This is a genomic window from Enterococcus sp. CSURQ0835 (assembly GCF_902706605.1).
Lineage (GTDB): Bacteria > Bacillota > Bacilli > Lactobacillales > Enterococcaceae > Enterococcus_A.
The window spans coordinates 21,856-41,528 of sequence record NZ_CACSLH010000022.1 but is presented as its reverse complement, the minus strand read 5'-3'; the positions used below and the strand labels follow the sequence as shown (position 1 = coordinate 41,528).

14 protein-coding genes are annotated in these 19,673 nt (G+C 44.6%); 2 read left to right on the top strand and 12 right to left on the bottom strand.

The annotated features are described in order from the left end of the window. Window positions 1-163 precede the first annotated feature (163 nt). The gene (locus GVJ38_RS09625; RefSeq protein ID WP_442896045.1) at window positions 164-1,729 is read right to left on the bottom strand and encodes an MFS transporter; all 1,566 of its coding nucleotides are present in this window, start codon (window positions 1,727-1,729) and stop codon (window positions 164-166) included. An 88-nt stretch (window positions 1,730-1,817) separates the two neighbouring features. Between GVJ38_RS09625 and GVJ38_RS09620 the strand changes: the two genes are divergently transcribed. After that, a complete protein-coding gene (locus GVJ38_RS09620; protein ID WP_159722943.1) occupies window positions 1,818-2,348 on the top strand; it encodes a TetR-like C-terminal domain-containing protein in 531 nt (176 codons plus the stop codon). Between the two features lie 64 nt (window positions 2,349-2,412). Here the strand turns inward: GVJ38_RS09620 and glmM are convergent, their stop codons facing one another. The 4 genes from glmM to nifJ form a co-directional block, all read right to left on the bottom strand. Then, on the bottom strand, window positions 2,413-3,768 hold the full coding sequence (gene glmM, locus GVJ38_RS09615) for a phosphoglucosamine mutase (protein ID WP_159722942.1): 1,356 nt from the start codon (window positions 3,766-3,768) through the stop codon (window positions 2,413-2,415). 18 nt (window positions 3,769-3,786) lie between these two features. Beyond that, on the bottom strand, window positions 3,787-4,956 hold the full coding sequence (locus tag GVJ38_RS09610; protein WP_159722941.1) for a CdaR family protein: 1,170 nt from the start codon (window positions 4,954-4,956) through the stop codon (window positions 3,787-3,789). A 1-nt stretch (window position 4,957) separates the two neighbouring features. Beyond that, a complete protein-coding gene (cdaA, locus tag GVJ38_RS09605) occupies window positions 4,958-5,839 on the bottom strand; it encodes a diadenylate cyclase CdaA (RefSeq protein WP_159722940.1) in 882 nt (293 codons plus the stop codon). 127 nt (window positions 5,840-5,966) lie between these two features. Continuing rightward, window positions 5,967-9,623 (bottom strand): pyruvate:ferredoxin (flavodoxin) oxidoreductase, encoded by a 3,657-nt coding sequence (gene nifJ / locus GVJ38_RS09600; RefSeq protein ID WP_159722939.1) that lies wholly within the window; start codon window positions 9,621-9,623, stop codon window positions 5,967-5,969. Window positions 9,624-9,847: 224 nt separating this feature from the next. On the opposite strand from nifJ, the gene GVJ38_RS09595 reads away from it, so the two are divergent. Continuing rightward, window positions 9,848-10,360 carry a thioredoxin domain-containing protein gene (locus GVJ38_RS09595; RefSeq protein ID WP_159722938.1) on the top strand — a complete coding sequence of 171 codons (513 nt, stop codon included), beginning with the start codon at window positions 9,848-9,850 and terminating at the stop codon, window positions 10,358-10,360. 101 nt (window positions 10,361-10,461) lie between these two features. On the opposite strand, the gene whiA is transcribed toward GVJ38_RS09595, so the two are convergent. From whiA to uvrA, 7 genes are all read right to left on the bottom strand, one after another. Continuing rightward, a complete protein-coding gene (whiA, locus tag GVJ38_RS09590) occupies window positions 10,462-11,415 on the bottom strand; it encodes a DNA-binding protein WhiA (protein WP_159722937.1) in 954 nt (317 codons plus the stop codon). Between the two features lie 11 nt (window positions 11,416-11,426). After that, a complete protein-coding gene (locus GVJ38_RS09585; RefSeq protein ID WP_159722936.1) occupies window positions 11,427-12,425 on the bottom strand; it encodes a gluconeogenesis factor YvcK family protein in 999 nt (332 codons plus the stop codon). Then, complete coding sequence (gene rapZ, locus GVJ38_RS09580) at window positions 12,422-13,309, bottom strand: RNase adapter RapZ (RefSeq protein WP_159722935.1); 888 nt, start codon at window positions 13,307-13,309, stop codon at window positions 12,422-12,424. Before rapZ ends, GVJ38_RS09585 begins: the two co-directional genes overlap by 4 nt. Window positions 13,310-13,488: 179 nt before the next feature. Beyond that, on the bottom strand, window positions 13,489-14,511 hold the full coding sequence (locus GVJ38_RS09575; protein ID WP_159722934.1) for an NlpC/P60 family protein: 1,023 nt from the start codon (window positions 14,509-14,511) through the stop codon (window positions 13,489-13,491). A gap of 133 nt (window positions 14,512-14,644) precedes the next feature. Continuing rightward, window positions 14,645-15,355, bottom strand: coding sequence for an amino acid racemase (locus GVJ38_RS09570; protein WP_159722933.1), 711 nt, complete (start codon window positions 15,353-15,355; stop codon window positions 14,645-14,647). A gap of 4 nt (window positions 15,356-15,359) precedes the next feature. Continuing rightward, window positions 15,360-16,616, bottom strand: coding sequence for a carboxylate--amine ligase (locus tag GVJ38_RS09565; RefSeq protein WP_159722932.1), 1,257 nt, complete (start codon window positions 16,614-16,616; stop codon window positions 15,360-15,362). A 224-nt stretch (window positions 16,617-16,840) separates the two neighbouring features. Next, window positions 16,841-19,663 (bottom strand): excinuclease ABC subunit UvrA, encoded by a 2,823-nt coding sequence (uvrA, locus tag GVJ38_RS09560; RefSeq protein WP_159722931.1) that lies wholly within the window; start codon window positions 19,661-19,663, stop codon window positions 16,841-16,843. Window positions 19,664-19,673 lie beyond the last annotated feature (10 nt).

The window sequence follows — 19,673 nt, the reverse complement described above, 5'->3', positions numbered from 1 at the left end:
TTAACGAATTTTTTTTAGTTTCTCCAACCCAAGCGGAAGTCTTCTCAGCAAATTTTAAAAAAGCGGCTGACCAGTCTTAATGGGTCAGCTGCTTTTTTCGCTCTATCCAGTCATTTTTTGAATGAAGCACGCCCGACTAAGTTGCTGTTTTAGTAGCGAAAAATTATTTCTTAGTGGCGACTCGTGGCGATTCTCGTTTTTTAGGAAAGATCAAGCTAACGAAAATAAAGAGCCAAGTAAACGGCATCGCTTTTTGAAATGGCTGGATAAAAGCGGTTGATAATTTTTGGCTCTTCATCACCGTCATTTTTTGTTGAAAGCTCTTAATGTTTGGATTCAAAGTTTCCATTTTGGGCGGTGTCGTCGTTTCACTAGCCAGCGCGGCCTTGGTCTTACTTAAGATTTGTTTTTTCCCGGCGCTAGGCACTTGTAGCGCAGCAACTTCTTTTTGTGTCGTCTGCCACATTTCTTTTTTGGCTACCTCTAAGTTTGAAGACAGTGCACTAACAAAGATGGCAACAGCCAAAACAGTACCGATCTGCCGAAAGACACCAATCACACTTTGCGAAGCTGTCAACAATTCCCCTGAAAAATTTCCAGCACTCAAAACAGTTAAAGGCCCAATGACGATCCCATAGCCTGCCCCGATCAATACTAATGCACTCGCGATTTGCCAATAGCTCGCAAGATTTAAAAAAATGAACCCCGTATAGCCTAGCGCGATGAAAAAAATTCCCGAAGCCAACAAAACTCGAGCACCCGTTTTTTCAAGCAACAAGCCACTGATCGGCGAAAAGAAAAAGACCATCGCGGAAGCTGGCGTGATCATTAAGGCTGCCACAAGTTCAGAATTTTGCTGAACTTTGGTGAAAAAACTAGGCAAAATAACCATTAGTCCGACAAAAAAGATCCCTGCAAGAACCGTCAGCAAGACCGTTCCGCTAAATTGTCGATCCTTGAATAAAGCCAGCGGGATCATCGGTGCATCTGTAACTTTTTCCCGCCACAGAAATAAGCCCAGTGCTAAACCAAAACAACTCACTAAAAGGATTATTCTTAAACTAGTCCAGCCCCAAACACTTCCTTGTACCAAAGCCAAGACAAGTGAAAACAAAGTGACAGCACTTAAAAACATGCCTGGTAAATCCAATGATTTTTTGATCGTTGCTTCTTCTTTTAGCGGAAGTAAAAACAGATTAAACAAAAATGCGATCAAACCAAGGGGTAAATTGATCAAAAAAATCCCCCGCCAGCCAACGAATTGAGTCACGAAACCACCAATCGTTGGACCGAGAGCTGCCGCTAATCCTTGGGTGATCCCCAAGATCAAGATCGCGGTATTTCGTTGCTGCAACCCCACCGTGTTGATCCCGATCGTCATCCCAGCTGGAAAAATAATCGCTGCTCCCACCGCTTGAACCCCGCGACTTAAAATAAGCTGACTGACTGTCTCTGCACAACCAGAAGCGACCGATCCGACCAGAAAAAGTAGTAACCCGACTAGATAAACTTTATTCCGGCCGAAAACATCCGCTACTCGCCCCAAAGGAATCGTCAACGCTGCAAAGAGAATCGTATAAACATTTAAAGCCCATTGTAACGAGTCGAGCTGCGTGTGCAAACCAGTTTGAATGGCTGGTAAAGCGATATTCATGACAGTGGTATCTAACGCACATAAAAAGATTCCCACCGCCATCGTACTTAAAATAAATTTATGCTGTTTACTCAAAGTAATTCCCCCTTTAATGAAATCAGCATAGCGCATGTTATACTCAAGACACAGACTTAGGTTACACAAAGAGGGGAATTTGTAAACGATGGGACCACAAGAAGTCAAACTCCAAAAACTACGGCAGATCTATCAAGCCCTATTACGATTGTTGCAAAAAAAAGAACTGATCGAGATTACGGTCGCTGAGTTATGCCGAACAGCACAAGTTTCACGCACGTATTACTATCGCAATTTTCATTCATTACAAGAAGTGATCTTAAAATATAAAAGTTGGGAAATGAGTGCTTATTTACGCCGCGCACACCATGCGGAGGAAATGAGTTTCAACGAATTAATGACGGTCTATTTTCAATTACAAAAAAAAGAAGCCACTTCCGTTACGATGTTAGCCAATGCCGGCTTGACTGAAACGTTAGTCACGACTTTTGAGACCGTCTATGCTTATTTGATCGAGCAAGGAAAAATCGAAAAAATGCGACTGAAAAATAACTACACGACTATTTTTATGGCCGGTGCAGTCGTCGCAGTAGAATTACGTTGGATTCAAACAGGCATGAAGGAAACACCACAACAAATGGGCCATATTTTAGCTGCTTTATTTCACATCAACAACTGATCAGCGCACAAAAAAGCCCGACCGATTTTTTTGATCGGTCGGGCTTTTTTTGTTCAGATACTTTTTAATCTAACCCGATCTCTTGGCGAACGACTGCCGCGATTTTTTCCACGTAGTATTCGACTTTTTCATCGGTTGGTGCTTCAGCCATGACCCGCAACAAAGGTTCGGTTCCAGACGGGCGGACTAAGATGCGGCCTTCGCCATTCATTTCCGCTTCTGCCTCATCGATCACCGCTTTGATCGCTGGCACATCCATCGCGCCGTATTTATCACTGACCCGAATGTTGACTAATTTTTGTGGGTAGATCGTGACTTCTGCTGCTAGCTCGGATAATTTTTTACCGGTTTGCTTCATGATATTCAATAATTGAATCCCTGTCAGCATCCCGTCACCAGTGGTATTGTAATCTAAGAATAAAACGTGACCTGATTGTTCGCCACCAAGGTTGTAATCATTTTTCCGCATTTCTTCAACGACGTACCGGTCACCGACTTTTGTGATCACATCGTGTAAGCCGATCGCTTCTAGAGCCTTATGGAAGCCGAGATTACTCATGACCGTCGTAACGACCGTATCTTTTTTCAACCGTTTCTTCTCTGCTAAATATTTCGCGCAGATGTACATGATCTGATCGCCGTCCACGATGTTGCCCAACTCATCGACTGCAATCACGCGGTCGCCATCACCATCAAAAGCTAAACCAACTTGCGCGCCTTTTTCCACGACAAATTCAGCTAATTTTTGCGGATGCGTCGACCCAACACCATCATTGATATTTAACCCATTCGGTGAGGTCCCCATCGTATAAAAATCAGTTTCTAAATCGGCGAACAACCGATTGACCGTAGTAGAAGTCGCGCCATTTGCCGCATCGATACAAACAGTCAAACCAGAAAGATCACCAGGGATCGTTTGCGTCAAGAACTGCGCATATTTTAATAAGCCTTCATGGAATTCTTCCACAGTCCCCAACCCTTCAGCTGAAGGACGAGGCAATGTATCTTCGGCATCTAACAACGCTTCGATCTCTTCTTCTTGTTCGTCGACTAATTTGTAGCCGTCACCACCAAAAAATTTGATCCCGTTATCTTCTGCTGGATTATGAGAAGCTGAGATCATCACGCCAGCAGAAGCTTTTTGCAAACGAGTCAAATAAGCAACACCTGGCGTTGAGATCACACCTAACTGAAAGACTTCGATCCCGACTGATAGTAGACCTGCGATCAATGCTGATTCTAACAATTGGCCTGAGATCCGAGTATCACGCCCCACTAAAACTCGTGGACGCTTGTCTGAATTTTCTTCATGCTGACTTAAAACATAGCCGCCGCAACGACCTAACTTAAATGCTAATTCAGGGGTCAATTCTTTATTGGCGATTCCCCGGACGCCGTCTGTACCAAAATATTTTGCCATATCAAAAAATACTCCTTCTTAATTCGTCTGCATCGTCTCAGTCGTAGACATTTCAGTCGCTGAGGTCGATGAACTGTTTTTCGTGCTATGTGTCGGCTTTGATGCTGCCTGACTAGTTGAAGTAATCACCGAGTTAGGATTTTGGGCAGGACGCAGCCCGCTTGCTGACTGACTGGTAGCAGCGACTGTAGAAGCGTCAGCAGAATTACTTGCTGACTGACTACTGGCCGCTGCTCCCGACTTTTTTTCAACGGGATCGATCTGCGCATTCACACTAGCAGGTGTCACTTTATAATTTTTATTCGTTGGGATGGTCACCGTTTTTTTCACCGTCTCCGTGACTTGATGAACGTCGATCGGTACGCCGATACTAGCGATTCCATTCAACGTCTCTTTTGTGCCGCTGATCGTGACTTTGGTCGGATTCAAACTGATCTTATAACTTTCGACTCCTTCTGGTAATGCACCTTGTTGGATCGGATACAAATCAACTTGCTTCGTCGCTTTTTGCATCGCGAAATCCACCGTCACATTTTGCGGTGAGACTTGGACCGGTAATGATTCGCCATTTGCATTTAACGCTTGTACTTGAGATTGGATCGAATCTTCACTAGCTGATAAACGTGTCGGGTCGACTGCTGCGATCACACGATCAATCTGCTTCAACGTTTCTGAACCGGTGGTAACTTCCACGGTCTCAGGTTCAACTGACATCTCACCGATCTGACGATTTTTCTGGCCGGCAGTCGTGCTTAAAACCGGCGTGACTTCAAATTTTTTCGTTGCGCGTTTTTCGATCGTGACCGTTACGGTTTTCGGTTCGATCGTCGCGACGATCGAATTTTGTAGATTTTTAGTCTGGAGTTTCACTTCATGGGTCCCAGTCGATAAGCCGGCTAGATCCGCCACCACCGTAAAGCTGCGCGTATCTGGATCGACTTCTTTATTCAACTGGATGCGGTTGGCACTGGATAATTTTACCGCGACCGTGTTGGTGAAACCGTGGACGAAATACTTCTTTTGATCGTACTGGACCGTCACCGGTACGTTTTGAATCGCTTCTTCATAATTGGTGTCAGATGAGAAAAAATGACTGACCGTTTGGCTGTTGACATTAAAAAACAAGATCAAACTAAAGAGCAATGAGATCAGCAGTGAAGGGATGTTGGCTTTATTCAATCGTTTCATCTTACTTGCCTCCCCTTACGCCATCGATAAAGGCTTGCCATAAACTTTTGCGTCCTTTAACACTACGTTCATCTGGGATCAATTCGCGGCGCATGATCTTCAAATATTCTTCCCGCGTCAAATCGTGCAAGAAATCATTATTCAGTGTCAAACTCACACCGCCTGTTTCTTCTGAGACGACAAACGTCAATGCGTCAGAAACTTCACTGATCCCAACGGCCGCCCGGTGCCGGGTCCCAAACTCTTTTGGGATCAGCATGCTATCTGATAGCGGCAAATAAGCCGATGCGACCGCAAGCTTTCCATTTTTGACGATCACTGCGCCATCGTGTAGCGGCGTGTTGGGAATGAAAATATTGATCAACAGCTCCCCGGTAATATCAGCATCTAGATCGATCCCGGTCTCGATGTATTCATCTAAGCCGGTATGCCGCTGGATCGTGACCAGCGCTCCGATCTTCCGCTTCGACATATACTGGATCGCTTTGTCAAACGCTAAGATCATCTGCTCATCTTCCCGCTCTTCTTTTTTCGTCGGTTTGAAAAACGAACTGCGACCTAAATGTTCCAATCCGCGCCGCACTTCCGGTTGGAAGATCACGATTGCGGCGATCACCCCGTAGGTAATGATCTGATTCATCAGCCACGACAATGTGTGCAGCCCGATCAATTCCGCTAAGATTCGAATCCCGATAAAGACCGCGACTCCTTTGATCAATTGGACCGCTTTAGTACCGCGGACTAATTGGAACAGTTTATAGATCAAAAACCAGACTACGACGATATCTAACACATTGACGATAATATCCCAAGTCGAAAGGTTTTCCGAAAAAAAGCCTAGCCAATATTCTGGATTGAATATTTCACTAAGATGATTTGACATATCTAACCTCTCTTTCTATCCAAAATTCTCTTCAAGTATACCATAGCAAAAGCTGGCTTCACACTAGTAAGTGGCGGGAAAACGAAAAACAAGCGCTCCTTTGTTTGAGGATCGCTTGTTTGATCACTTAGTCTTTTTTACGTTTTGCGGCACGTTCTGCTCTTCTGGCAGCCCGTCTAGCTTCGGCTTCTGGGTCACGCGTTTTTTCTCTTGTGGGTTTAGCCGTCGTTTCAATCGGTGTCCCTTCGATCTTCGCGCGTAATTTTTCTTCTTGGCCAGCTAAACGTGCATAATTGAAAAAGCGCGTCTTCGCATCATTCACTGTTTTTTCGTAAAGTTGTTGCGCGTATTCAGGGTGCGCTGCTTCTAACGAAGAAAAGCGCACTTGATTTTTCATAAAGTCGATCATTTGACTAAAGTCTGGTCGTTTGAAATCAAGTGTCAAAGCTGTCTTGCCTTGCTCTTTCAAAGCCGGATTGAAACGATATAAAGACCAGTAACCGGAACTTACCGCGTCTTTGGCTTCTTGGATACTGCGCCCCATCCCACCGCGTAATCCGTGCGTGATACAAGGCGTATAGGCGATGATGATCGAAGGACCATTGAATTTCTCCGCTTCTTCAAACGCGCGGATCGTCTGCATTTGATTGGCACCAGATGCGATCTGAGCTACATAGACATGCCCATACGTCATCGCCATCATACCGAGATCCTTTTTCGCGACATTTTTCCCGCTAGCCGCAAATTTTGCAATCGCCGAAGCTGGGGTTGCTTTTGACATTTGGCCGCCAGTATTGGAGTAGACCTCGTTGTCCATCACTAAAATATTGACATCAGCACCAGATGCGATCACGTGATCGATTCCACCAAAGCCGATATCATACGCCCAGCCGTCACCGCCAAAGATCCATTGACTTGGTTTGACGAACAGATCGCGCGCTGCGTAAATCTCAGCTAAACGCGGATTAGTAGCTTGTTCAACTGCCAAAGCGGCGCTTAATTTTTCGGCGCGTTGCCGAGTACCATCTGATTCATGGAGATGATCGAGCCAATCGGTCATCAAGGCATTCAACTCTGGTGAAACAGAATTTAAGACTTGACTCATTTTCATCGCTAGTTCATTTCGCCGCGTTTGATTGGCTAACAACATCCCATAACCAAATTCAGCATTGTCTTCAAAAAGTGAATTCGACCAAGCTGGACCTTGCCCGGCTTCATTTGTCGTATAAGGTGAGACTGGCGCGGCCGCACCCCAAATGGAAGAACAACCGGTTGCGTTTGCGATCATCATCCGATCGCCAAACATTTGCGTCAAGACTTTGACATACGGGGTCTCGCCACAGCCGGCACAAGCACTAGAAAATTCCAACAGTGGTTTTTCAAATTGCGTTCCTAAGACTGTATTGGGTTTTTCTGGATTTGCTTTTTGTTTCAACGTCATCGCAAACGCCCAATTCATCGCTTGTTCTTTTTGCGTTTCCGCAGGTTTCATGACCAAGGCTTTTCCTTTGGCCGGGCAAACATCGACACACAACCCGCAGCCCGTACAATCTTCAATCGAGACTTGGATGCGATACTTCAAACCATCTGCTCCACGCATCTCCCGCACGATATAGCCTTCAGGTGCTTCTGCCATTTCTTCATCATCAGCCAAAAATGGCCGAATCGCAGCATGGGGACAAACAAACGCACACTCGTTACACATCGTACATCGATCACTGATCCACTCTGGTACTTCTAAGGCGACACTGCGTTTTTCATAAGCGGTCGTTCCCAGCGGTACCGTGCCGTCTGTCATACCATTGTCCACCAACGTTTTGACAGTTAAGTCGTTGCCTTCCATGGCATTGACTGGCTCGACGATCTCGTTGACATATTGCGAGGTGTGTCGCGATACTTTGGCCGGCACTTCCACTGTCGCCCAATCAGCAGGGATCGTGACATGATGCAACAGCTCCACCGTCCGATCGATCGCCGCGATATTTTTTTGCACGATCTCTAATGATTTGCGCCGATAACTCCTGTCTGCTTCGGCTTTTAAGATCGGTAAGACTTCCGTAAACGGAATGATCTCGGTCAATTTGAAAAAGGCCGTCTCCATCGCCGTATTGATCCGTTGGCCTAGCCCGACTTCCATCGCAAGCTTAGCTGCATTGATCGTGTAAAATTGGATCTTATTTTCTGCCAAGTAACGTTTCATCTTAGCGGGTAACAATTTAGCTAATTGCGCGTCATCCCACGTCGTATTCAGTAAAAAGATCCCGCCTGGCTTCAAGCCTTTCAAAAGATCGTAACTATGGATGTAAGCAGGTGTATGACACGCGATAAAGTCCGCTTGTTCAACTAAATACGTGGAGCGGATCGGCGTATCGCCAAAGCGCAAATGAGAAACCGTCAGCCCGCCAGATTTTTTTGAATCATAATAGAAGTACCCTTGCGCGTATTTATCGGTCTGGTCTCCGATGATCTTGATGGCCGATTTGTTCGCACCTACCGTTCCATCTGAACCAAAGCCCCAAAATTTTGCTTGGTACGTTTGTGGGTTTGTCAAATCCAAAACTTCCCCGCTATCTAATGAAAGATAAGTCACATCGTCAATGATCCCAATTGTAAAGCGTTTCTTCGCTGTCCCCCGCGGTTTTTGTAATTCGTTATACACCGCGACGATCTGATCAGGCGTTACATCTTTTGAACCAATCCCAAAACGACCACCGATGATCATCGGATGCAATTCAGAATCATACAATGCACCTTGCACATCTAATAGCAATGGCTCGCCATCTGCACCGGGTTCTTTCGTCCGATCCAAGACCGCGATACTTTTAACCGTTTGCGGTAATTTCGCCAACAAATTTTCAACTGGAAACGGCCGGTATAAATGAATATTCAAAAAGCCGACTTTCCGACCTTGCTGCCGCAAGTAATCGATCGTTTGCTCGATCGTTTGTGCAACCGAACCCATCGCAACGATCACTTCTTCAGCATCGGGATCACCATAATACGTGACTAGATCATAATCCGTTCCACGCAAATCATTAATGGCAAACATATATTTTTGCACGATTGCCGGCAATTTTTCATAGTAGCTATTGACGGTCTCCCGCTGTTGGAAATGAATATCGGGATTTTGATTGGTCCCACTGATCGTCGGATGATTCGGATTCATCCCGCGTTTGCGAAAAGCGGCTAATTTTTCATGATCCAATAAAGGGGCCAGCTCATCATACTCTAGCACTTCGATTTTTTGAATCTCATGACTCGTTCGAAACCCGTCAAAGAAATTTAAAAACGGTACGCTGGCTTCGACCGCAGCCAAATGCGCTACCGCCGAAAGGTCCATCACTTCTTGGACACTGCTTTCTTGCAACATCGCAAAGCCAGTTTGCCGAGTCGCCATCACATCGCCATGATCACCAAAAATATTCAACGCGTTAGTGGTCACAGCACGACTTGCCACATGGAAAACACCTGGCAACAGTTCGCCGGCGATTTTATACATGTTCGGGATCATTAAAAGTAAACCTTGTGAAGCCGTATAAGTCGTCGTCAACGCGCCCGTTTTCAACGCACCGTGAACGACACCGGCCGCACCGGCTTCTGATTGCATTTCTGTTATGTTAACGGGTTGTCCGAAGAGATTTTTTTTGCCTTGCGTTGCCCATTGATCGACTAATTCAGCCATGGGGGAACTTGGCGTGATCGGATAGATAGCGGCCAGCTCAGTAAATGCATACGAGATGTAAGCCGCAGCAGTGTTACCATCCATTGTTTTTGTTCTTCGCATATTCGCCCTTCTTTCGCTTATTCTGGTAAAGTACCGCCCTCATTATAAACCAATCGAATCTATTTTTAAACTGCTGTTTTTTTTAGCTGTCAACTGTTCAAAAAAACTTAACGGTTTGTTGAAATTTAAAAAATTTCTCATGACTGAAAGATGAGAGTTTCGTCACATCGCTAGGTTTTGTTATGATTTTTTTGTAAAATCAAAGAGAAGGGAGCTTGATTCAAATGGATATTAGTGTCATTAAACCGGAATTCGTCAATGACTTCAATGGTATCAAAGTCGGTTCCGATAAAGCAGACAAAAAAATCATCGAGTTTATCAATTTACGTTGTCCGTATTGCAAAAAATGGTTTGACGAATCATTCGAACTGTTGACAGCTGCGGTCGAAGCAGGAAAAGTTCAACGCATCATCAAATTATTGGACAAAGACAAAGTCAGTTTGCAGCGGGGCAATGTGATGCACGAATACATCGACGCTTCCGCTGATCCGATCCGTCAGATCCAACAAGTTTTTAAAACCCAAGAATCTTGGCAAGACTTAGAATTAGAAGCGGTGGCTAATTATGCGGAAAACACGTTGCAGCTCAAACAACAGCCAACCCAAAATCTGCAAATCGAGATCCGCAACGAAGCCGAACAAGCCAACATCAAATTCGTGCCGACGATTTTAGTCGATGAGCACATCTTTGACGAATCCGTCACAGAAGCCGAATTGAAAAATTATTTAGATTTATAAGACCAGATTTTTATTATGTAAACAAGATAACTCAACCAACGCCCAGCAATGATCTCACTGTTGGGCGTTGGTTTGTTTGGTTTGTTTAAATTTAGTTCCCGCTAATGCGCTGATTGCTGCAAGCTTCCTCGCTCCCGCAATTGTTCCGCAAATTCGTTGATCTTGCGGATGCGATGGTTGATCCCTGATTTTGAAATCGCACCTGACGGAATCATCTCCCCCAACTCTTTCAAACTGACCTCAGGATGTTGCAAACGCAACTCAGCGATCTCTTGTAATTTTTCCGGTAGAGATTGCAAGCCCACCGTCGCTTCAATAAATTGGATATTGCCGATTTGTTTTGACGCCGCATCAATCGTTTTGTTCATATTCGCCGTCTCGCAATTCACCAATCGATTGACCGAGTTTCGCATGTCCCGCACGATCCGCACATCTTCAAATTTCAACATGGAATTCGTCGCACCGATCAACGTCAAAAAGTCCGCGATCTTTTCAGCACCTTTCAAATACGTGATAAAACCATTTCGGCGCTCCAATGTCCGCGCGTTCAACTCAAATTGATTCAACAACGCGCACACATCTTGATTATGTTCTTCATAAATTGATGAGATTTCCAAATGATAGCGACTCGTCTCGGGGTTGTTCACCGAGCCAGATGCTAAAAAAGCACCTCGCAAATAAGCACGAGCCAATGAAGGATCGGCTTTGATAGATTCTGCGATATGACCTTTGAACATCAAGTCATCCATAATATCTAAATCCAACAAGATCGGCTTCGTATCTTGCTTCAAGCGCACGATGTAAACATTATTTTTCTTTAATTTCATCTTCCGCCGCACTAATAACTCACTACGCACCCCGTAATGATCTTTTAAAAGCGTAAAGATCCGCCGAGCGATCGCAGCGTTTTCCGTTTGGACATTTAAGACGAATTGATGGTTGTTCAAACTAAGTGAACCATTCATGCGAATCAGCGCAGCCAGTTCAGCTTGCGCTAATTCCTTTTCCACCGCTAAGCTAGTCAATTCTTTTTTTACTTCCGCAGCAAATGACATCGTAATCCCTCCTAGTCTTTTGCTCCAAACACGATCCGTAACAATTCCGCCACGACTTTATCTCCATCGTGGAAGACGCCGCCATCACGCAATTTCAAAAAGTCAGTCGAGACGACGCGGCAGCCTTCTTTACGCAAACCGTCAAAATCGTGGGTCACTTGGACGAGATACTCATCATAAACGTCGGGGTTCATGTAACCTGCTGGAACTTTTTCGGTATTGACTAAGACCGTGTCGACAAATTTTTCATGGAGATGCTGATGCAAGACTCGGACGTGATCAGCATCACTGAAATGTTCAGTCTCGCCTTTTTGAGTCATGATATTACAAATATAAACGACTTCTGCTTTGGTCGTCTTCACGGCATCCCCGATCTGTTGGATCACTAAATTCGGTAAAATGCTAGTAAAAAGTGAGCCCGGCCCTAATACGACTAGATCCGCATCCAAAATACTTTGAACGACTTTACGCGCTGGTGTGATGGTCAATTCACCGGTACTGCTCGTCACATAGACGCGCTGAATCGATTTCCGTTCTTTGGCGATTCGTGATTCCCCCACCATCGTCGTACCATCTTCAAAACGTGCGTGTAACGTCAGCGGTGTATCAGACGAAGGATAAATGTGACCTTCCACGTGCATCATATGCGATAATAATTGGATCGCTTCATATGTACTGCCCCGCATTTCTGATAGCGCAGCAATGATCAAATTCCCGATCGTATGGTTCGCTAAAAAACTATCTTCTTTTTTAAAACGATATTGAAACAGATCCGAATACAATTTAGGCATATCTGATAATGCAGACAAAACATTTCGCAAGTCTCCTGGTGGTGCCATGTCGATCGACTCGCGGATCTTACCGCTGCTGCCGCCATCATCGGCTACCGTCACGATCGCTGTGATATCCGCACTTTGATCTCGTAAACTACGTAAAATAACCGGCAGCCCTGTTCCGCCGCCGATCACTACGATTTTCGGTTTCCGAATTCGATAGGTCTTCATTTTCACGAGCGATTCACCGTCTCTTTCCGCTTGTCTTTATCACGATGTGTGATGTTGACTTTATAATTTTCTTCTTTCAACAGCTTACCCACTCGTTCAGTCAATGCCACCGAGCGATGCTGACCACCCGTACAACCGATCGCGATCGTAAGCGAGGTTTTACCTTCTTTGATGTAACCAGGCAAAATATTTTTGAGAAGTGCTGTGAAGGTCCGATAAAAATCTTCTGTCTCTTGAAAAGACATGACATAATCATAGACTGGTTTATCTAAACCGGTTTGCGGCCGCAGTTCTGGAATGTAATGCGGATTTGGTAAAAAGCGAACGTCCATGACGATATCCGCATCGATCGGCAAACCATATTTAAAACCAAATGACACCATTTCCACATGAAAGGATACATCGTCTTGTTGTTTGAATTCTTCAATGATTTTTTCCCGTAACTGCCGCGGCGTCAAGTTCGTCGTATCGATCACTAAACTCGCTTCAGCTCGCAAGTCTTCCAAGATCGCCCGCTCTTTTCTGATCCCTTCACTCACCATGCCATCCATCGCAAGCGGATGCGTCCGACGTGTTTCTTTGTAGCGTGAAACTAATTCTTCATCGGAACAATCTAAAAATAAAGTCGTCGTATCAATAAAACCGGTATTATCGATCTCGATCAACATATTACGGATCTCTTCAAAAAAACTCCGCGAACGCAAATCGACAACTAACGCGATTTTTGTTATTTTTCCTGATTCTCGGATCAATTCCCAAAACTTAGGAATCAGCCCTGGTGGCATATTATCCACACAAAAATATCCCATATCTTCAAAACTTTGAATCGCGACTGTCTTACCAGCCCCGCTCATTCCCGTGATGATGACTAAATGTAAACTTTCGACCATTCAGCTTCACTCCTTCCAACCTTTTTATTTTAACATGCCTGGCGTGTCTTTACTACTAAATTATCCTACTTAACAAATTTATAAGCACTTGCCTGACAGTCGATAACTTCAAGCAACAAAAAAAGAAACTGGGAGCTAGCGGGCAGACCAGTTTCTTTTTGTTAGATTCGTTTGATTCCTTAATACGCTCGCAGCGCATACCAAGCAACACCTTCAGCTTGCCACCCTTGTTTAATCAAGTAGTCTCGTTCGGCTTGACTCAACGTGTAATGGTGACTGCCCACTGTCGCATTCGGATTGTACAAGCGATACAGCGGCTTTGCTCCGCCTGAATACCACGAGATGCCTTCATCACGCCAGCCGACTTTTTTCAAATACTGCGCTTCTTCCCAACTAATCGTATAGACATGATCCGAAGTGTTGGGATTACATAACCGATAAACAGCTTTCCCTTTGCGAGGCGCTACCCAGCCAAGACCTTCGTATTGCCATTTTGACCGATCACGCAAACTTGTTGCTTCGTTGACATTTGCCGTATAAAAATGTTCCCCCTGCTTTGGATTATACAGGCGGAAAATATAACGTTCATTGAGGCCTTCACCTGTATTGGCCGGTTGTTGACTAGGATTTGGTCCTTCGTTTAATAGCCGGCGAGCAAAATCTGGTTGATAATACTTCAGTTCGATCACTTTCACCGACTCACCTGGTTGCGGCGCATGGATCATTTTTCCTTCCCCTACGTAGATCCCAACGTGATAACTCGCACCTCGCTCCCCGTAAAAGACAAGATCGCCCAACTGTAGCTCGGAAAGTGCCACTTCTTTTCCGTAAGCTTCTTGAGAAACAGTGTAGTGGGGTAACGGTTTACCTACCGCGCGCTCAAAGACATACGACACTAATCCGCTACAATCAAAGCCTTCAGGAGTCGCGCCACCCCAAACATAAGGAACCCCCAGATAGTTCAATGCTTCTAAAACTACTTTTTGCTGATCGTTGGCCGCGTCGAGACTGCCTAACTCAAACGCCGCCGCTGGAACTTCCGGCATCGTCATGATCTGCTCAAACTGACGGGTAGTGACCCCACTAGCCAACGCCGAGCGTTTTTCCAGTGTTAAAGCCTTTTCATTTGTTTGCGCTTTAACGGGTTCAGCGGCTAAAAAAACGATTGGACACACCAACAATGCTAACAAAATTCTTTTCATAAAATAACCTCCGCTTATTCGTTAATTCAATCATCTCAAAAAAACGACAGTTTGAAAAGTTTTAACTCTGAGTTGCGAAACTTTTTAGCCAACAAAAAAGCTTTCCCTTAAAAATAAGAGAAAGCTTTTTGCCTTAATGATTGCGTTGGGCTAACGCGCGCTCGATCGTCCGATCAGCTAAAATCGATTGCGCATCCGTCACTTCATAAGGTACTTCTTGAGTCAACTCATTGACTAACGAAAGCTCTGTACAGCCTAAGACGGCGTGTTGGCAGCCATATGTCGTAAACACATCATGTAAGATTTCTAAAAACAACTCACTATTGATAAAATCATTTTCTTTCACATCCGTATAGATCAAATGATTGACTTTACTTTGCAATTTTTCATCTGGGATTAGCACCTCGAAGCCTTCTGCCCGTAATTCTTTCGGATAAATATCGGCTTTGATACTACCTTCTGTTCCTAAAATCGCGACTTTCCCACCTTCTGGATGCCGCCGCTTCAAATCTTTGGCCGCTTCCTTTGGCATGTGCAAGATCGGGATCTTCGTTTCAGCTTGCATCGCGTCATAAAAGTAATGAGCTGTATTACAAGTCAACACGATAAAATTAGGCTGTAAAAGATTTTGTTTTTTCACATCATCTAATAAATACGGCCGCGGATCAGTTTGACTTGGATCTAAAATATAAGCTGTCCGATCAGGAACTGTCGCGTGATTGAACAAGATATAATTCAAATAATCTTGATCTTTATGTGCGGTGATCCGATGGTTGATCAACCGAACAAAACTTTCCGTTGCCATCGTCCCCATCCCACCTAAAACACTAAAAAAATTTTCCATCTCATCAGCCTTCCTTTTCTTTGAAAAATTCGGCAAACCGGCCTTTGTATTTCATGAAGGAATATTTAGTCAGCAACCACCGCATCGGCGACATATCGTTTTTGTAAAATACGGTCGTACCCCAGCGGCCTTTTTTGATCAATTCCAACGCTTTTTGTTTATCTTTGTTGTCACGAGCATATTTAATGAAGACACTTTTTGGTACACCCATCCAAAGCATCGCTGTCTCATCATCGGCCATTCCGTATTTGGTCCGTTTGAAAGGCTCTTCAAACACACGATCTTCCGTCACAAACTTCGCCAAATTCAAGCCGTTCAACGTCACGAAGAAACTGCTGCGGCCTTGCCGTAAATTGATCTCAAATAGTTTATATTGTTTATCTCGCGGATCGTATTTCATATCAAAGTTCGCAAAACCCGTGTACTCGATTCGTTCTAAAAATCGTTTGATTGTCTGATAGATCCGATCGTTGTATTCCGGCATGATCGCCACATAATTTCCCACGGCTTCTGGTGAAGGATCTTCTAGAAGCGGATGACCTAAACACATCATGCGCACATTGTGCTGCGCATCGACATAGGCATTCAAGACGCGCATATTACTATCGTCGCCCGGAATAAAATCTTGCGCGATCATTTCACTGGTATAACCGGCATGATAGATCCGTTCAATGATCGTATCAAACTCTGCTCGCGTATCGAGGATGAACGCTTTTTTCCGGCCTTCAAAATCAATCGACAGCCACTCCACACTATTAGCCGGTTTCAACGCGACTGGAAAATCAAATGGCAATGCCTCTTCAAAGCGGTCATTTTTTAACATATCTGGTGTGATGACCAATGTTTTAGGGTATGGCAGATCGTATTCTTCACACACATCATAGAAACTAACTTTACTGATCAAACGTTCCAATAACGAAAAATCAATGTACGGACAGATGAACCACTCCGATAGTTCCGCTTTGTGTTGTGAAACTAATTCGGCATAACCATCCCCACAGGCGATCAATAAATATTTTGTATTGGGATCATTGTAAGTCTCCTTACCCAACTTCCGCATCTCTTCAATAAAAACGGGATCTTTATCAAAGCCGGGAATCGTATGGACATTGACGATCTTACTATATTTTGTGGGCGCTAATTGCAAGCCAGCATAAGCCTCGCAGACGATTCCATACGCTTCGTGAAAAGAACGCGACATTCCATAGACATTGATGTCACTTCCTAATAAAATCGGTACAAAATTCTCTTGTTTAGTCATTTTTTTCTACACCTGCATCTCTCAAATATTCCTCGAATCCAAGAATAATGATACTATACTATCTAAAGTTAAGCAACGAATGTCCAACCGCCGCAAGACTTTGCACGACGATTTTTGAAAAAAACTTTCGGCAAACTAAACATTCGGTCAAAGGGTTGACTATGTAAAATCAACTTAGCTAAAAAAGACTGACACTTATTCGTATCAGCCTTTCAAATGCGTGCTTATTTTTCTAAGATCTTTTTCAAGTAGTAGCCGGTATAACTTGCTGGCACTGCTGCGATTTCTTCAGGTGTGCCCGTCGCTAAAATCGTGCCGCCACCTTCGCCACCTTCAGGACCAAGGTCGATCACGTGATCTGCTGACTTGATCACATCTAAATTGTGCTCGATGACTAAGACGGTATTTCCCGCATCGACTAAGCGCTCTAAGACTTGTAGCAACCGCGCGATATCATCGGAATGTAAGCCGGTCGTCGGTTCATCTAAAATATAGAAATTTTTCCCGTTAGCTTTTTTATGCAGCTCACTGGCTAATTTCATCCGTTGCGCTTCCCCACCGGATAGTGTCGTTGCCGGTTGGCCCATCGTCACATAGCCTAATCCCACGTCGACGATCGTTTGTAATTTGCGCTGGATCTTTGGAATATGTTTGAAAAATTCAACCGCATCTTCCACGGTCATCTCTAAAATATCGGCAATATTTTTTCCTTTGTAGTGTACTTCCAACGTTTCAGAATTATACCGTTTGCCATGACACACTTCACAAGGAACGTAGACATCAGGCAGAAAATGCATTTCGATCTTGATGATCCCATCGCCACGACACGCTTCACAGCGACCGCCTTTGACATTAAAACTAAAGCGGCCTTTTTTGTAACCGCGAATTTTCGCTTCATTCGTTTGCGCGAACAAATCGCGAATATCATCAAACACGCTCGTATAAGTCGCAGGATTACTTCGCGGCGTCCGACCAATCGGACTTTGATCGATGTCGATTATTTTTTCGATGTTTTGATAGCCGGTGATCCGTTTGAATTTCCCTGGCTTATTCGAATTACGATTCAATTTTTGTGCCAGTGCTTTTTTCAAGATTTGGTTGACTAAAGTTGATTTGCCCGAGCCAGAAACACCGGTCACCGCTACAAATTTACCCAGCGGAAACTCGACTTCGATATTTTTCAAATTATTCTCAGCCGCACCGGTGATCTTGATTTTTTTCCCGCTTCCTTTACGTCGTTCTTTCGGAATTGGGATACTCTTTTTGCCAGAAAGATATTGGCCAGTCAATGACTGTGGATTTTGTTCCACTTCTGCAGGAGTCCCCGCCGCCACGATCTGACCGCCTTGCTCACCTGCACCCGGTCCAACATCGATCAAATAATCTGCCGCCCGCATCGTGTCTTCATCGTGTTCCACTACGATCAACGTATTGCCTAGATCGCGCATCTTCTTTAATGAAGCAATCAACCGATCATTGTCGCGTTGATGAAGTCCGATGGAAGGTTCATCTAAAATGTACAATACCCCAGATAAGTTGGAACCGATCTGAGTCGCTAGCCGAATTCGCTGAGCTTCACCACCAGATAAAGTCCCCGCCGTCCGACTCAACGTCAAATAATCTAAACCGACATTACGCAAAAAGCTTAATCGATCTTTGATTTCTTTTAAGATCGGTTGTGCGATCATCGTTTCTTGTTCACTTAAAGTCAGCCCAGCAAAAAATTCTAGTGCTTGGTTGATGGCACGCTCACTAGCCTCCCCAATGTTGACCCCATTGACTTGGACGGATAACGCTTGAGGGTTCAAACGATAGCCATGACACGCTTGACAAGTCAATTCCGTCATATAAAGCCGCATTTGATCGCGAGTAAAATCACTATTAGTTTCTTGGTAACGCCGCGCGATATTCGGTAAGATCCCTTCAAATGGGACTTCCACATCTCGCACACCACCAAAATCATTTTCATAGTGGAAATGGAAATTTTCGCCATTCGAGCCATGCAAAATGATTGCTTGCTGTTCTTCTGGCAAGTTTTCAAATGGGGTATCCATCTCGATTCCAAAGCTCAAACACGCTTGTTCTAACATTTGCGGATAATATTGTGAACTGATCGGATTCCAAGGGATCAATGCCCCTTCCCGCAATGTTTTACTAGGATCGGGGATCACCAAATCTTGATCGACTTCCAACTTCACGCCTAGCCCATCACATTCTGGACAAGCTCCAAATGGCGCGTTAAATGAAAAGAGCCGCGGTTCTAATTCACCCACCGTAAACCCGCAATAAGGACAGGCATAGTGTTCACTAAATAGCATTTCCTCTTCACCGATCACATCGACTAATGCGTAACCATCGGCTAACCGCAAAGCCGCTTCAAACGAATCGAACAGCCGTGAACGAATCCCGTCTTTGACTACGATCCGATCGATAATAATGGCGATATCATGTTTTTTATTTTTTTCTAGCTCAGGAGCTTCTGACACATCATAGACTTCGCCATCTACTCGCATCCGGACGTAACCTTCCCGTTGGATCATTTCAAAGACTTTTTTGTGTTGGCCTTTTTTCTTGGCGACAACTGGAGCTAAGATTTGGATCTTTGTCCGCTCAGGTAACTCCAACACTTTATCAACCATCTGCTCGACAGATTGCGAGGTGATCTCAATATGATCATTGGGACAGATCGGGTGTCCTACGCGTGCATACAATAGTCGCAAGTAATCATTGATCTCCGTTACGGTACCGACTGTCGAGCGAGGATTTTTACTCGTCGTTTTTTGATCGATCGAAATCGCCGGACTCAACCCGTCGATACTATCGACATCCGGCTTATCCATTTGCCCTAAAAATTGTCGCGCATAAGCAGACAAACTTTCCACATAGCGACGTTGACCTTCTGCATACAATGTATCAAAGGCCAACGAACTTTTGCCCGAACCAGAAAGCCCCGTGACGACGACTAACTGATCGCGGGGAATCGTTACATCGATATTTTTTAAATTATGGGCGCGCGCGCCATGGATCACAATTTTATCATTTGCCATTCTCTAACTC

Excerpts from the sequence above, each read along its gene's own strand:
- GVJ38_RS09620 (WP_159722943.1), top strand. The coding sequence starts at position 1,818 with ATGGGACCACAAGAAGTCAAACTCCAAAAACTACGGCAGATCTATCAA.
- glmM (WP_159722942.1), bottom strand. The coding sequence starts at position 3,768 with ATGGCAAAATATTTTGGTACAGACGGCGTCCGGGGAATCGCCAATAAA.
- GVJ38_RS09610 (WP_159722941.1), bottom strand. The coding sequence starts at position 4,956 with ATGAAACGATTGAATAAAGCCAACATCCCTTCACTGCTGATCTCATTG.
- cdaA (WP_159722940.1), bottom strand. The coding sequence starts at position 5,839 with ATGTCAAATCATCTTAGTGAAATATTCAATCCAGAATATTGGCTAGGC.
- nifJ (WP_159722939.1), bottom strand. The coding sequence starts at position 9,623 with ATGCGAAGAACAAAAACAATGGATGGTAACACTGCTGCGGCTTACATC.
- GVJ38_RS09595 (WP_159722938.1), top strand. The coding sequence starts at position 9,848 with ATGGATATTAGTGTCATTAAACCGGAATTCGTCAATGACTTCAATGGT.
- whiA (WP_159722937.1), bottom strand. The coding sequence starts at position 11,415 with ATGTCATTTGCTGCGGAAGTAAAAAAAGAATTGACTAGCTTAGCGGTG.
- rapZ (WP_159722935.1), bottom strand. The coding sequence starts at position 13,309 with ATGGTCGAAAGTTTACATTTAGTCATCATCACGGGAATGAGCGGGGCT.
- GVJ38_RS09575 (WP_159722934.1), bottom strand. The coding sequence starts at position 14,511 with ATGAAAAGAATTTTGTTAGCATTGTTGGTGTGTCCAATCGTTTTTTTA.
- GVJ38_RS09570 (WP_159722933.1), bottom strand. The coding sequence starts at position 15,355 with ATGGAAAATTTTTTTAGTGTTTTAGGTGGGATGGGGACGATGGCAACG.
- GVJ38_RS09565 (WP_159722932.1), bottom strand. The coding sequence starts at position 16,616 with ATGACTAAACAAGAGAATTTTGTACCGATTTTATTAGGAAGTGACATC.
- uvrA (WP_159722931.1), bottom strand. The coding sequence starts at position 19,663 with ATGGCAAATGATAAAATTGTGATCCATGGCGCGCGCGCCCATAATTTA.